General features: G+C 38.0%; 9 protein-coding genes. All 9 read right to left on the reverse strand.

Going from position 1 to position 16,685, the window contains the following annotated elements; translation table 11 throughout:
• Positions 1-305: 305 nt before the first annotated feature.
• The 9 genes from O0955_RS01380 to O0955_RS01420 all read right to left on the reverse strand — a co-directional run bounded on the left by O0955_RS01380 (position 306) and on the right by O0955_RS01420 (position 16,640).
• A complete protein-coding gene (locus O0955_RS01380) occupies positions 306-1,862 on the reverse strand; it encodes a S10 family peptidase (protein ID WP_269425735.1) in 1,557 nt (518 codons plus the stop codon).
• Between the two features lie 130 nt (positions 1,863-1,992).
• Positions 1,993-3,588, reverse strand: a complete 1,596-nt coding sequence (locus tag O0955_RS01385; protein WP_269425736.1) for a SusD/RagB family nutrient-binding outer membrane lipoprotein — start codon at positions 3,586-3,588, stop codon at positions 1,993-1,995.
• 18 nt (positions 3,589-3,606) lie between these two features.
• The gene (locus tag O0955_RS01390) at positions 3,607-6,885 is read right to left on the reverse strand and encodes a SusC/RagA family TonB-linked outer membrane protein (protein ID WP_269425737.1); all 3,279 of its coding nucleotides are present in this window, start codon (positions 6,883-6,885) and stop codon (positions 3,607-3,609) included.
• 183 nt (positions 6,886-7,068) lie between these two features.
• Positions 7,069-8,130, reverse strand: coding sequence for a FecR family protein (locus tag O0955_RS01395; RefSeq protein WP_269425738.1), 1,062 nt, complete (start codon positions 8,128-8,130; stop codon positions 7,069-7,071).
• Positions 8,131-8,276: 146 nt separating this feature from the next.
• Positions 8,277-8,831: an RNA polymerase sigma factor gene (locus O0955_RS01400; RefSeq protein WP_269425739.1), complete on the reverse strand. Its 555-nt coding sequence runs from the start codon at positions 8,829-8,831 to the stop codon at positions 8,277-8,279.
• A gap of 126 nt (positions 8,832-8,957) precedes the next feature.
• Positions 8,958-10,841 carry an alpha-amylase family glycosyl hydrolase gene (locus O0955_RS01405; protein ID WP_269425740.1) on the reverse strand — a complete coding sequence of 628 codons (1,884 nt, stop codon included), beginning with the start codon at positions 10,839-10,841 and terminating at the stop codon, positions 8,958-8,960.
• 127 nt (positions 10,842-10,968) lie between these two features.
• A complete protein-coding gene (locus O0955_RS01410; protein WP_269425741.1) occupies positions 10,969-12,345 on the reverse strand; it encodes an MFS transporter in 1,377 nt (458 codons plus the stop codon).
• 114 nt (positions 12,346-12,459) lie between these two features.
• Positions 12,460-14,142: an alpha-amylase family protein gene (locus tag O0955_RS01415; RefSeq protein ID WP_269425742.1), complete on the reverse strand. Its 1,683-nt coding sequence runs from the start codon at positions 14,140-14,142 to the stop codon at positions 12,460-12,462.
• Positions 14,143-14,321: 179 nt separating this feature from the next.
• On the reverse strand, positions 14,322-16,640 hold the full coding sequence (locus tag O0955_RS01420; protein ID WP_269425743.1) for a glycoside hydrolase family 65 protein: 2,319 nt from the start codon (positions 16,638-16,640) through the stop codon (positions 14,322-14,324).
• Positions 16,641-16,685: the final 45 nt, after the last annotated feature.

Genomic DNA, 16,685 nt, shown 5'->3' on the forward strand with positions numbered 1-16,685 from the left:
ATCAACAGCCGGTTAAATTTTAATAATTAGAAAGCAATTACAGTAGTTTTTGGCCCGTTCCTGCCCCGCTATCCCTGCTGCCATGAAGAATGGCATTCGTTCTATCGGGTTTAAATTAGCCGGGTTTTGCACCTGGCCCCGGTTTGTACCACAAGCCTTTGTAATTTAGCCCTGATTGGAGCGGTATCTCCCGATTTTTCATCGGGAATTTAGCGGAAAGCAGGATTGGCTCAAAAAAATGCAAAAACCCTGTGCTTCAACATAAAACAGGTCTGACGATTTTGCCAGACCTATCATTTATCTTTTTAAAACTTTGCGGCTTCTCCAGCCTTAGGCAATGCTTTTTTAATAAATTCCTTAATGTGATTGTTAGCCGTTTTAAGATCTTCTTTTCTTAAATACATCATGTGTCCGCTTCTGTAACCTTCCCATTCTGTACGGTCTTTTAGCTTGCCGGCAGCATCTAACTGCCACATGCTGTATTTTGCATTAAAATAATCACAGGCACCATCATAATAGCCAGATTGCACCAATAAATGCAAATAAGGATTTTGAGCCATGGCTTGTCTTAAATTATCACCTGTTTTATCGCCGGTATTGTCCCATGGATAAACAGAACCGAACATATTGTATTTCAAATCTGTTTTATAGTTTAGCTCATTACGGATGTACATGTTAATTGCCGGCGTAAAAGAATGCAACCAGGAAGTTAACTCTGCATTATAATCCGGCCCGTTTCCGGCAGACATTCTATCTACACCTTTATACCTCGAATCTAAACGACCGACCGTAAAACCTTTATCTCTTAACAACTCTTTCCAAAAGAAATTTGTAGGTACATCTAAATTATAATCAAGGATAACTTTTTCTGAAAGGCCTGAATAACGGGCCATTTTTGTGGCTATAGATTTCTTTTTGTCCTCGCTTAACATGCTTCCCTGTGCAATGGCAGGCATTAACTCGTTAATGGTAAAACTTTCTACTTCAGGCAGCATGGCCGTTAAATCCTTATTCTGCAAATCGGCAGGTAAAGCTTTATGATACCAGGCTGTTGCAGCAAAATACGGCAAACGTAAAGCAGCATCAACCGGGCCACTTCTTTCTATGCCTAATTCTGTTGGCGAAACCAGTACCACACCGTTTAAATACATCCACTGGCTATTTTGCAATTCTAAGGCTAAACCAGAAACCCTTGTGGTTCCATAACTTTCTCCGATTAAAAATTTAGGAGATGCCCAGCGGTTATTTCGGGTTACAAAAGTATTGATCCACTCTGCCAGGTATTTAATATCAGCCTTTACTCCAAAAAATTTATTGGTTGGTACATCTTTGCTTGTGGCTCTTGAATATCCCGTATTCACCGGATCTACATAAACAATATCGGCTACATCAAGTATAGAATATGGGTTTTCTTTATAACCGTAAGGTTGAACCGGATAACCTTCATCATCAATATTTAAAACAACCGGGCCTGTGTAAGCAATATGCATCCACACCGATGCTGAGCCCGGTCCACCGTTAAAAGAAATCACCAATGGGCGTTTATCTCTGTTTTGAACATCACTACGTTCGTAATAAGTATAAAATAATCCGGCAATTGCTTTGCCATCTTCATCCCACACGGGCAAAGTTCCGGTTGTAGCTTTATAGGGTACAGCTTTGCCATCTATTGTTACGCTGTGATTGGTTACTACAGAACCTTCAACTTTAATTGCCCGCTCATTTGCCGTTGTTTTTGGTTCATCTTTTGGCATTGAAGCAGGTGCTAAAGCTGGTTTGTCAGGTGTTTTTTCTGGTCGTTGCTGCGCCTGAACTAACAGACTGGAACATAAAAGAATAGGGAGTATAAATTTCAGTTTCATATTGTTTGGTTTGAATTATAAATATCAAACTAAAGCATCATTTACTGAAAATTGACTTGAAATTGTTACGAAAAAAAACGGTGACACTACTGGAGCGCCACCGTTACCTCGGGATGTGAGGATAAAAATATTATTTGTCCCACCAAACTTTGCCTGTCAGCGTATCGCCTCCCGGCACTGCTGCTGATGCGGCTCTGTAGTTTTCGCCATTCTTGGCCGCTTCTTCTACAGGGTAAGGAAAACGGCGTGGAATAGTGCCTGAGGTAGCATTTCCCGGATAAACGATTGGTATTAAAACCGGAAAGCCAGATCTCCGCCAGTTAGACCAGGTTTCGTAAAAATCTAACATCGTATTGGTGTGTAACCAATATTGCGTGTTAATCATTTGTAAACCATTACCTGCATTATATGGATTTGCGGCTACGTAGGCATCAGCGACAGTTGAATTGATGGCAAGCGCTGCATCGTATTGTGCTAAACAGGTTATGGCTGCTGAAACACCACTGGCGTAATGAGCCGCAGCAGAACCACCAATATTCCATCTTTGTGCAGCTTCGGCTAATAACAGCTCACTTTCTGCATAGGTTAGAATAAAAGTTGCTCCGTTCTTTTTAAGCATCCCTGGGCTTGGTGATGAATAATCAGGGAAAGTTGTAAAAGATGCATCCTGACGAATATCCCGTCCGGCAATTCCACTCAGATCTTTTCCATTTGGCATTCCTTTTTGAACAGCAGGATTCGAATCAAAAGATGGATTTTGGTCTTTTGAATTTTCGTTCAGAAAAAGCTTCGTAACGGCTACTTTACCTAAACGAGGATCATTTGTAGCTTTTAAAAGGTCAATAAAAGTTTTAGACCATTTAACATAATAGTTTTCTTGCCCGCCATCACCCGATAATACCTGACTATTTCTGTTTTGAGTGGCCCGTGCGCCGGATACATCATGCAGTACAAGCGCATTATCATCATTAGCAATCATCGTTTTACCAATTACTTTTGTCGCGTAGGCCTTTGCTGTATTTTCATCCACCTTGGTTAAACGCATGGCAATACGCAATAATAAAGTATTACCAAAACGCTTCCATTTATTAATATCCCCTTTATAAACTACATCACCGGTTACTTTATCTCCGTTTACATTTAAAGCATTGGTAGCTTCTTCTACTTCTTTTAAAAGATCGGCATAAATGGATTGCTGACTATCGTATTTTGGTGCGAAATTACTTTGATGATAGCCCTGACCTGCCTGAGAATAAGGTACATCACCATAAAGATCGGTAAGACGTTCAAAAATTAAGGCTTTCCATAAGCGGGCTACTTGCTGTACGTTGTTATATTTAGACTGGCCTTTTGTAAATTCAACTACATCTACAATAGGTTTAACCTGCTCTGTGTAGGCGCCTACACTTGCATTTCCCCAATAGGCGGCGGTATAACCTTCGTTTAACAGGTACTTATCGCCTGCCCAATAACCAATAACCGTAGAAAGGCCCTGCATCATGGTAGAAGAATAAATTAAATTTCCCCTCCAGGTATCATAAGCAAAATCGGTGCTGCCTGTATATGTTAACTGCGCTGTTGTTAATATATAATTGGGGTCAAAATTAGCCTGACTGTAGGCTACAGGATTGGTATTAATTTCTTCAAAATCTTTTGTACAACCCGAGCTAAGTAAAATACCTGCAAAAAGCAGCGTGCTATATTTTTTTAATATGTTCGTTTTCATCGTTCTGTCTTTTTAAAATTAAAACTTAACACTAAGGTTTACACCGAATGTTCTAACCGGTGGAACACCACCCAATTCCAATCCTGGGAATGTAGCATTGTAGCTGGATTCGGGATCAATATTATCCGTTTTCTTCATTAGGATAAATAGATTCCGGCCAACCAGGCTTACATTTAAGCCCTGAATTTTGTTGTTAAACATTTTTGCCGGGAAATTGTAGCCCAGTGTCATCTGTCTGAATTTGATGAAACTTGCATCCTGAACAAATTGCTTTGAAACGTTATTGGCAAAAGTACTGTAATAAGTTGCCGCATTTACACCCAATGCATCCCTGTTTTCAAGCGTTGCCTTATGTAAACCAAAAACGTAACCATAGTAATCAGTGGCTGAGAAAACTTTACCACCCCATTTACCATCAATTAAGAATGATAATATGATGCCTTTATAATTGAATTCATTATTCCAGCCGGCAAACCATTTATTATAAGCCGATCCGTAATCTACCAATGCACCTCTTTTTGGAATTCCGGCTGCATCAACCTGAATTTTTCCGGCTGCATCATACAGATAATCGTATGCGGACACCTGTGCAGCCGCTTTGCCCGGAATATTTTGTAAAAAACCTACACCTGATCTTGAGGTAGCCAATAATTGTGAAGTCACACCTTCTGCTAAGGAAAGTACTTTATTGGCATTATAAGAGGCATTTAAAGTAGAGGTCCAAATAAAATCTTTATCTTTCAGTACCTGTCCTGACAGCAATAGCTCATAACCTTTATTTTCGATTTCGCCTGAGTTTAACACAGCGCCGGCATAACCTGTGGTACTGGACGTGGTTACGAAAGAAATCTCGTCTTTAGATTTTTTCTTGTACCAGGTAAAATCTACATTTAAACGATCGCCAAAAAAGCGCATTTCCGTTCCAATCTCAAATTCGCTGGCCTTTGATGCTCTTAAAGATGCATTCGGAATATTAACATTTGAAATGGTTCCGAGAGGTGCCCCATTTAAACTCTCACTTCTGAAACTATAAGCCAGTTGAGTTTGGTAAGGATCAGTTGCCTGTCCAACAATAGCATAACCGGCTCTCAATTTACCAAAACTTAAAAAGGACGGCTTCCATAATTCGGAGAATACGAATGATCCACTCACTGAAGGATAAAAAACACTTAATTTATTATCTTTCCCTGGGGTGGCAAGTGTCGAAAACCAATCACTGCGGCCACTTCCTGTCAGGTAAAAAATATCTTTATAGGTAAATTCTAAAGTACCATAAACAGACTGTGTTTCTGATTCTGAAACAGAATAATTAACAGATTTATTCTTGGCATTAATAATATTGTAAACACCAAATACAGCAAAATCAGAGCCGTTGTTTGTAGTTTGATCTATGTGTGTTCTTCTGTAACTGGCCCCTAAATTTGGCGTTACCGTAAAATCTTCGTCTATCTTAAAAGATTTACCAATTAATCCGTCTACATTAATATCCGAAAATTTGGTCGTCTGCTCAGCAATCTTTCCTGCAGGATAGTATGCAGTACCCGATGGAACAACATTTTTATACGTATCTGAATAAGCATCTCTGCCTGCCCGGCCTTGTAAAAACAAACCGTTATCAAAAGTATATTTCGCATTAAATGAGCTAATTAACCTATCACGTTTGGTATTATTAATAAATTCTTCGGCTGCAAACCAGGGATTAGTTGCATAAGTATTGCCTTTATTATATGCAATTTCATTTCCACTGGCATCTTTCCAGGGTTTCAAGTCATTAATATTAACACTGGTTGGTAAAAATGCAGCATTGTAATTGGCATTACCCGCCCCATCAGAAAGCATAGGGCGGTTATTCGCCTGTTCCAAAATATAATTGGCACGGGCATCAACAACCAGTCGTTTAACCGGATTAAATGTTCCCGTTAAATTAAAGGATTGTCTGTTTAAACCAGAATTAGGGACCACCGATGTATTGTGTACATCATTTGCTGAAAAACGGATTGTTCCACCATCAAAGGTCTTATTTAAAGCGATGGTATTTGTCCAGGTTCCTCCTGTTTTATAAAAATTTTCAATATTGTCTTTTTGAGCTACATACGGTCTGGATATCCCATCAAACTGAACCACATTTGATCCGTCTAATTTAGCCCCCCAGCTTGATCCACCCGAAGGGCCTACCGATACCACATCAGCTGGCTTTATTCCATTGGCCCCCTGACCATAAACATATTGCCAGTCGGTTCTGTCCATGACCTGTTCGGCAACATAATTCGTATTAAACTCGATGCTGTTGCCCTTACCGCTTTTTGTTGTAATTAATATTACACCAGCTTTTGCCCGATAGCCATATAGTGCTGATGCGGCCGCTCCTTTTAATACAGAAATACTTTCGATATCGTCAGGATTTAAATTTCCTACAGCATCACCTAAATCAGGGGCGTTATCCCATTGACTGCCCGAATTACCATTCGGGTTAAGGTTATTTAAACCTGTAGGTTTATTTTCCATTGGCACCCCATTAATCACATACAATGGTTGATTGGTTTGACTTAAACTGGATACCCCACGGATAATAACACTGCTTGCAGCACCTGCCCCACCAGCTGTAGAACTTATATCCAAACCGGCAACTTTACCAACCAAAGAGTTGACTACATTATTTTCTCTGGCTTGTGTTAACGATTCTCCGTTAACCTGCGTTACCGAATAGCCTAAAGCTCTTCTTTCTTTTTTGATGCCCAATGCAGTAACCACTACATCTGTTAACTGTTTAGTATCCTCCGTTAAAACAATTTGCAGGCTGGTTTGCGTACCAATTGGAACTTCACGGGTTTGAAAACCTGCATAAGAAACGACTAATATGGCATTTTCGGGGGCATTTAAGGTAAATTTGCCGTTTATATCAGAAGATGTTCCAATACCGGTACCTTTTACGCGGATAGTTGCGCCGGGTAATGTACCGCCTTGTGCATCTTTAATTACCCCGCTTATGGGTACTTCTTTATTCCGGCTTATTACAATCAGGCCACCGTCTGAAATTGAATATTTTAAATTTGTTTTGTTTAAAATTGCAGCTAAAACATCAGTAACCAAAGTATTGGTTACGGTGATGCTTACATCCTTGTTTACGGGAACATAAGACGAGCTATAAACAAAATGATAACTGCTTTGCTGTTCTATAATCTGTAAAACTCTCGCCAGCTTTGTTTTCTTTACATCAAGAGAAATTTTTTCCTGAGAAAAAACTGATGCTGAAACATTGAGGCAAGTAATGAGAACCATAATACAGACTAGTTTCATTAGCATGATGAATTTTAAAAACGTCCTGAATCCAGACCGCTCTTGCAGTAAGTAATAATAAATCATATTTTTGTTTTTTTGGTTGCGTAGTTATCTGACAGCGATCTGTTTGCGCATGAGCTGTCATATTAATTGATCAAAAAAGAATTTAAAGGGCGGTGCGTCAACACCGTCCTTTTTTTCTTACTTCGATATGGTTACTTCATTCCCTTTTATCTCATATTTAAAGTTTTCTACATTTTGTAATGCTTTTAAGGCTTCTTCTAAAGTTTCGTGACTAAATGTTGCTGTAAACCGGTATTTTTCTATGCCGGGATTGGTAAAATGAATCTTGACATCAAACCATTTTTCTAAAGCACCTTTGATTTCGGCAAAATCCTGATCATAAATTTCAATCTTTCCTTTTGTCCAGGCTGTTTCTACAATAGAACTGTCTTTTATCAGGGTATAGTGATTAATGGTTATTTCAGGGTGCCCCGGCGTTGACTTTAACACCTTTTGATTTTCCTGCACAGGAGCAATTTTGTAAAAGGTAACTTTCTGACTTGGTTTCAAGGTAATCATTCCACCATTACCGCTTACTGCTTCCATGGTAATTAAACCTCTGATTAAAGTTGCCTCAGAAGTATTTTCGTCTGCATAGGCTTTAACATTAAAGGCTGTGCCTAAAACATTAATTTCAAAATCTTCGGTGTGTACTTTAAATGGCTTGTCTTTATTGTGTACCACATCAAAAAAGGCTTCTCCGGTTAATTTTACTTCTCTAAGCTTATCATTAAAATCGGCACCAATGGATAGGGAGCTTTTTGCATTAAGCAATACCACCGAACCATCAGGAAGCGAAACTTTCTTACGTTCACCGCCTTTTGTGCTAAACACCTGTGCTTTTAGTTCGGTATGTACAGTTTTATCCAAACTATAATTGCGATATAAAAAAGCGATACCTGCAATTAAAATTATAGCCGCAGCTATTTTTAGCCAGGTGTAATTTTTATAAACTTTTAGCGGCTTATCTGAATTAAAATCTTTTTTAAAGGTATCGAACTGGTGATTTAGAGGTCGCTTATTACCGCTCAGAATGATGAACAACCTTTTGGCTTCCATAATTACATTTTCCTGTTCGGGATGGGTTTTAATGTATTTTTCCCAATAGTCCGTACAAAGTTGATCTGTACCCGAACAGTATAACTGAAAAGTATTATCAACAAGAAAGTCTTCTGCGTTGAATTGACTTCGATCGATCATTATTATTTGGCTTTTATATATCAGTGCCCAAAAGTTTTACTTTTTCCTAAAGAAATTTTAACTTTTTTTAATACGGATTGATTTCTGTTAAAAATCACAGAGAAAATGGGGTTTGAACTGCTTTTTAAATAAAAACGGGTAAGAGATTAAGCTTTAAGTTCTTTTCTTAAAACTTTAAGCGCATCATAAATGGTATTATAGGCTGTTTTAATGGTTTGCTTGGTTTGTTCTGCAATTTGTTCGTAACTCAAACCATCAAAAAATTTAAGATGGATTAATTGTTTTTGACGAAAGGTGAGTTTATCCAGTGCATTTTTAAGCTGAAAGCGAACCAACTCATCACTTTGTACTTTCACGATAAATTCTTCATAACTCATTTCCATCCAGTCGCCTTCTGCGCCAGCATTATACAAAGCATCATTCAGCTTACGCTTTCTTTCCATAATACGGAGCAGTTTGCGTTTTAAGAAGGTTCTCAGGTAGGCTTCAACATTATCAACACGGTTTAGTGTTTCATGTTTTTCCCAGATAGTCGTAAAAACAAGATCAGTGGCTTCACTTGAAATATCGGCATCAGCACAAACGCGGATTCCAAAATTAACGAGAGGATAATAAAGTTCTCTGTATAAATCAAAAAATGCATCCTTATCGCTGGCACGTAATCGTTCCCATAATAAGTGATGCGTTAATTTGTTATTCATTTTTTAATTAGAGATTAAGGCAATATTAACTAAAATCAGTCAAAATATTAACGCTAATCAAAATTAAAAGGCAGAAATTTAATAACTGCTTTTTAAAAAACATTAGATCATACCAATTAAACGATCCTATTTCAAAGCCACTTTACTAAAAATATGATACTCTCCAGGGGCCAGCGTTGCGGTGTATGTACTTGAAGTTAAATTAACATTGCTACCGAAAGCATCAATCCAGTTACCTGAGGCACCAAAATCAATATTTGCAGGTTGCGGTACCACATCAAAATTGCCAACCACAAAAACGGTGTTTGCAGCTTCTGTAAGTTTAATATACTTTATTCCACCAGTTAAGTTATAGGTTGAGCTTGTTGAATTAAAAATAGTATTATTCTTTTTTAACTTAATTAGTTTGCTGTAAACGTCATATAAGGCTTTTCTATTTACATCAGTAAAATAGTCCCACTTAATTGGTTTTTCTCCCGTTCTCCCATTAAAATCAATGCTGATATCGTAACCAAGTTCTCCAAATTGCCAGATCATTTTTGGCCCGGGTATACTCAACATAAATGTTGCTGCCATTTCTTGTCTTTTTAATGATGTTGGTAAATTTGCTTTAATCACATAATTACCAGAAGCATTGCCATAAGTTATATTTTTAAAGTTCAGGCGTTCTTCGTCGTGGCTTTCAATATAACCTACCAAATGATCTGATTTACTAAAACCATGTTTGGCATAAAAACCCCATGAAAAATCAGAATTACCTAACCAGCCCATGGTTGCTTCGTTCATATTATAATTCATATTGTTCCAAAGCATCATACCCTCGTCAGCTAAAACCTTTTCCTCTGTTGCATCAGCAAAGTGCTCTAAAATCACATAAAAATTATTAGGATCTATGCTTTTTATATAATTGTTATACTCCTTCCATATGGCAACTCTGCCCGCATCGTAAGCAGCAAATGAAGCATCATCTGCAGATACTTTTTGCGTAAAGCCTTTTGAAAGATCGAAACGGAAACCATCAATTTTATATTGCTGCATCCAGAATTTCATTACGTTTTTAGCAAAATATTTTGTTGCTGCGCTTTCATGATTAAAATCGTAACCAACATTGTAGGGGTGTTTGGCATCAATGTTAAACCATGGACTATCGGATGTTGGCTTTTTACCATCAAAGTACAATTGAACCATCGGCGATTGCCCGAAAGAATGATTTAAAACCATATCCATAATTACAGCAATGCCTCTGCCATGGCACTCATCAATAAAATTTTGAAGCGCAGTTTTAGTTCCGTAATATTTGTCGGGCGCAAAATAAAAGGAAGGATTATAACCCCAGCTTAAATTTCCTTCAAATTCATTTACCGGCATTAATTCAATGGCATTAATGCCCAAATTACTTAAATAATCCAGTTTTGCTAAAGTAGAAGCGTAATTATGATCGCTTGTAAAATCTCTTACCAGCAATTCATAAATTACCAAATTACTTTTATCAGGGCGGGTAAAGCTGGTATTTTTCCAGGTATACACAGGCTGATTGGCTTGCATAACACTTACAATTCCTGAGGTTTTTCCGGTTGGATAAGCTTTTAAATTTGGATAGGTAGCTACAGCAATATATTTATCGTTGTCGGCATCAAGAATTTTCTCGCAGTATGGATCAGCAACCTTTAAGGTTTCATTAACCAAAAACTGATAGGCATATTCAGTAGCCGGGTTAAGGTTATCAACCTGGATCCACCAATAATTCCCATCGCTTGTTTTTTTCATTATACCGGCAGAAGATGACCAGTTATTAAACTCTCCAATTAATGAAACTGAAGTTTTACCGGGTGCATATAAAGTTACAATGGCAGAAGTGCCATTATTTATAAACGCCACTCCATCTTTAGCACCTGCGGGCAATTCGGTTGAAGGCGAAACGGGATCAGTAATTGGATCGTCGGTTTTTACTTTTTTACAGGCACTATTCAAAACTGTAATAAACAGCAGGAAGTAAATCATCTTTTTCATGGCATTGATTTGGTTAGATTTTAAGGCAATACAATTTCCCTACGGCCAACTTTACAGATCGATAATGACAAATAATTAAGTAGGTGATGAAGAATTATCCGGATTTAACCGGGCAATATTTATTTTGTTAAACCGGCCTGCCTTCTTCTACTTCCAGCCTCGCCGTTAAAGTTTCGTCAGTTTTTTTAGGTTCGCGAATAAATAAATAGCAAATTATTGCAGCAATTATCATCAATCCTCCGCCAAGCTGTACAGCCAAAAGTCTGTCGTTATTTAAAACATTACGCATTAACCAGCCAAAGCCCAGTGATGCAATAATTTCGGGCAATACAATAAAAAAGTTGAAAATTCCCATGTAAATACCAATTTTATCTTTAGGCAACGCACCGCTTAACATGGCATAGGGCATAGAGAGAATACTTGCCCAGGCAATTCCAACACCTGTCATACACAAATAAAGCATATTTTTATCGTATACCCAGGCCACACTAATTAAACCTATGGCTCCGCAAATTAAACAAAGGGCATGTGTAGTTTTGCGACCGAGTGCATCGGCAATTTTTGGCAAAACCAATGCAAAAAGAAAGGTGATTACGCTGTAATAAGCTAATGTTAAACTGCCAAAATCTGCACCCTGTGCATAAACTGGATCGCTGGCATCTTTACCGCCAAATACATTTACGGCAACAGCAGTGGTATAATAAAACCACATTAAAAATAAGCCCGGCCAGGTAAAAAACTGAACTAAAGAAACAATCTGCATTCTTTTAGGCATGTTTCTTAATGCACTGAATATTTCTTTGGCACCTCCACCAAAGCCCTTATTACTTTCTAAAACTTTTTCCTTAAAATCAACATCTTGCGGTGGATACTCTTTAGTGGTAAAAACCGTCCATAAAACTGCTGCAAGAAAGAAAAATGCACCGATATAGAATGAAAACTTAACATTTTCAGGGATATTGCCCTGATCTGCGGTATTGGTTAAATGGAAAACGTTATTCATGATCCAGGGTAGTGAAGAAGCTACGCTTCCGCCTAAACCAATCATCATACTCTGCATAATAAAACCACGGTTTACCTGGCTATCCGGTAACTTATCCGTAACAAAGGCCCTGAAAGGTTCCATTGCAATGTTTCCAAAAACATCCAGAATCCAAAGTAATCCTGCAGCCATCCACAAAACACTGCTATGTGGCATAAATATCAAAGCAATACTGCTTACAATGGCACCAATTAGAAAATAAGGTCTTCTTCTGCCCCATTTTGGATGCCAGGTACGATCGCTTAAATAACCAATAATGGGTTGTACTAAAAGACCCGTTAAAGGAGCGGCCAAAAACAATAAAGGAACCTGATCGGGATTGGCACCAAGATTTTCGTAAATACGGCCCATATTGGCACGCTGCAAATCCCAGCCAAATTGTATCCCGAAAAAACCCACACTCATATTAATAATTTGGACCAGTGTTAGCTTCGGATTTTCAAATATTGTTTTCAAACTCATTTTATTTGGTTTAGTTTTTTTATTAACCTCATAAGATATTTAAATCATACAAGATTTATTTTTAATCACAACACAATTACACAAAGCATAATTGCAAAGAGGTTCAAAGTTTAATTAAAATTCTATTACCTGTGCCGAAACCGGCGCAATTTTAACGGGTATGCCTGTTCCTGCAGGGATATTTAATTTAACACCCGTTAATAAATCTGTTACTCTGGATGATGATTTTACTTTTAAAATTTCATCTGGAATTTCGATGCTGGCTTCCAGTGTTTGATTGCGGTCAAAATTAGCCACAACTAACAAACGCTGCTTACCCGAATAACGGATAAAAGCGTACATCCGGTTATTCATATTCCCGGTTTGCGGAACATCATAAATATCACCGTTTAATACTGCATCACTTTGTGTGGTTACTTTGAGCAATTGCTGATAATAACTTCTTAATTTTTGCTGATCGTTATTTAGTTTTTTACCGTCAAATTTGCCACCATTCATCCACTGCTGATGTGCAGGAACTCCCCAATAATCAAATATAGTGGTTCGGTTGTCATCACCACCAAAGCCTTCCGTACCTTTTCCCTGTTCACCAACTTCCTGCCCGAAATAAAGCATCACAGGGCCCTTACCCAAAGTTGCCGAAACCACCATTGCGGGCAAAGCCAACTCGGCCTTTCCTGCAAATCCCGCTGATGCAATACGTTCTTCGTCGTGGTTTTCTAAAAAGCGCAACATATGATCGCCAAAACCAGCGCTTTCTACTTGCCAAACGTGCTTAATATCCTTTACATCAGCATTTGGTTCATTCCTGATTAATTTTTTTAACCCATCATAAAGTCCAACTTTATCATACAGGTAATCAAATTTACCTTCATTCAGATAGTGCCTGTAAACCTGAGGATTATAGGCTTCTCCAATAAAAATAAGGTTCGGATTAATGGCTTTAACCTGTGGAATAACCCAGTTCCAAAAAGCAATTGGAACCATTTCCGCCATATCACATCTAAAACCATCAACTCCTTTATTTGCCCAAAAACTTAAAATGTCTTTCATTTTAATCCAAACAGGAGGAACAGGATCAAAATGTTTTTGTTCTCCTGTCAGATAATCAACACCGTAATTTAACTTAATGGTTTCGTACCAATCGTCGAATTTTGGTTGTGCGGCAAAAACATTATTTCCGGTTGCTTTAGCTGGATTTTCAGTAAATTTACCATCTTGTAAAACGGAGATTGGGGTTTGTTTAGGTGCTCCTGCCGGAACAATAAAGGGTTGCCCTGGAATATAATAAAAATCGTTTTTTGCACTAAATGCTTTGGTTACATCATCTTCAGCACCAAAATCCACCACATTAGCGGGCTTAGCGTACGCGTGATAACTCCTGGCTACATGATTGGGAATAAAATCTATAATTACTTTTAAATCTTTAGCATGGGTTCTTTTAACTAAAGCTTCAAACTCCTGCATACGATTTTTAACATCTACAGCCAAATCCGGATCAACATCGTAGTAATCTCTAATGGCGTATGGAGAGCCTGCTCTGCCTTTTACTACATCTGCATCATCAACCTGAATTCCAAAAGCCGAATAATCAGTTAAACTGGCATGTGCAAGTGCGCCGGTGTACCAAACGTAATTTACATGCAATTCCTTTAAACCATCTAGGGCTTTATTGGTTATATCGTTAAACTTACCGCTTCCATTTTGCTCAATGGTGCCATAAGGAATATTTGAGGTATTTTTATTGCCAAATAAACGAGGCAATAATTGATAAATTACGATCTTTTTATCGCTCATTTTTGTACTGTTTTTTTGTGCGAAAGTGGGTAATGAAATGAGTAAAAGAATTGCCGGCAAAAGCCAAACTAAGGCCTTAACATTAATTACCCGATTATTTGGGGTAAACCGTTTCCTGCAATAACGATTTGCTCGGGCCTTTCCAATTACATTTTCCATTTTACTTTTCAGCATCTTCATTATACCAACGTTGCATTATCCACTTCAATTTCGGCATTACCGGCCAATTTATAATATTGGTCTCTAATGCCAATTTCAAGATCGATGCTTCCGCTGTTTTTAATATTAATTCCGTTTTCAGTGATTTGAACTTTTAAGGTTGTGCCTCTAAATCCAATTGTGAAAGAGAATGACTTCCATTTTCCTGGTAAAAAAGGGTTGAATTGCAATTTATCTTCTCGCACACGCATACCCGCAAAACCTTCAATCACACTCATCCAAGTTCCGGCCATTGAGGTAATGTGCAAACCATCTTCGGTATCGTTGTTGTAATCATCAAGATCTAAACGTGCGGTGCGAAGGTAAAATTCGTAAGCTCTGGCTTCATCATTTAATTTGGCAGCCAAAATACTATGTACACAAGGTGATAGTGAACTTTCATGAACGGTACGTGGTTCATAGAAATCGAAATTTCGTTTTAAGGTATCTAAATCATAGTCTTCCTCAAAGAAATATAATCCCTGCAAAACATCAGCTTGTTTAATAAAGCACGAACGTAAAATACGATCCCAACTCCATTTCTGATTAATTGGTCTTTCACTTGCGGGCAAATCTTTTACCAAAATTTGCTCCTTGTCTAAATAACCATCCTGTTGTAAGAAAATTCCTTTTTCTTCATCAACCGGATAATACATTTTTTCTACAATATCAGCCCAGTCCGCAAATTCTGCTTCATCAAAGTTTAAAGCTTTAACCAGGCTGTTATATTTTTCGGGTTGTTGATTTTTTACGATATCAGCTGCTTCTTTCGCATATTTTAAGCACCATGCTGCTAATGTGCTGGTATACCAGTTATTATTTACGTTATTTTCATATTCGTTTGGACCGGTTACACCAAGCATCACATATTGTTGTTTATCGCTGCTCCAGTTTACGCGTTGTTTCCAGAAACGGGCAATGCCGATTAATACTTCTAACCCGTAATCAAATAAATAACTTTGATCTCCGGTATAACGGATGTAATTAAAAATAGCAAAAGCAATGGCACCATTGCGGTGAATTTCTTCAAAGGTAATTTCCCATTCATTGTGGCATTCTTCGCCATTCATAGTTACCATTGGATACAAAGCAGCGCCCCGATTGAAGCCAAGTTTTTCGGCATTTTCTATGGCTTTACCCAATTGTTTGTGTCGATAAACCAGTAAATTTTTACTGACTTCCTGTGGGGCAGTAGCCAGATAAAAAGGTACACAATAAGCCTCTGTATCCCAATAGGTAGAACCTCCGTATTTTTCGCCGGTAAAACCTTTTGGACCGATATTTAAACGATCATCCTTACCGGTATAGGTTTGAAACAACTGAAAAATATTAAACCGGATAGCTTGTTGTGCCGCTACATCACCTTCAATAATAATATCACTCTCCTGCCATTTGGTTGCCCAGGCTTCAACTTGTTCTTTTAATAAAGCATCGAAACCTTTTGCCGCAGCGTTTTTAATAACCGATTTACAATTGGCTAAAAGGGATGCTTTAGGATGGTTTTCGGAAGATAAATTAGCGGCAATTTTATATAAGGTAATTTCGTCGTTAGCTTTTACCTCAACAGAAAAAGTTTGACCAACAAATTTCTCCTTACGGATATCTTCTGCTGTAAATTTAACTTCTTCTTTATTCTTAAACAACTGAACACTGCTTCCGGTGCACACTTCGAATGCTGTTTTCTTTGTGCGTAAAGTTAAATAAGCTTCGTTTTCAGAAATTTCGTCATTTACCGCTTCCCAGAATTTCTCGTCGTAGTTACTGTCCTGATTTTTAACATCACCATCAATAAAAGGGGTTAAAGTTAATTGACCATCAAAATTTAAAGCAGAAATACTATAACGTATGGCACCCACTTCGTCATCAGCAATGCTGCAAAAACGTGTAGATTTTACTTTTACCGTTTTGCCACTTTTTAGTTTAGCGGTAAAACTACGTTCCAAATAACCTTCATGCATGTTCAGTATGCGTTTAAAATCGCTTACTTCAGCAGCAGATAAATCTAAAATCTCGTCCCCGATCTTCACTTCAATACCAATCCAGTTTGCCGCATTTAACACTTTAGCAAAATATTCAGGGTATCCATTTTTCCACCAGCCCACACGGGTTTTATCAGGGTAATAAACGCCGGCAACATAATTACCAGGTAAAGTTTCGCCCGAATAAGTTTCTTCAAAATTGGCACGTTGTCCCATCCGCCCGTTGCCCAAACTAAAAATACTTTCAGATATTTTATTTAAATGAGGGTCAAAGCCCTCTTCGATAATATTCCACTCGTCTGCTTTAATGTAATTCTTCATTTTCTTTCGCTATAAGATTGCTTCGTTCCCCGCAATGATGGCCCA

It is taken from the genome of Pedobacter punctiformis, from assembly GCF_027213715.1.
GTDB classification, from domain to species: domain Bacteria; phylum Bacteroidota; class Bacteroidia; order Sphingobacteriales; family Sphingobacteriaceae; genus Pedobacter; species Pedobacter punctiformis.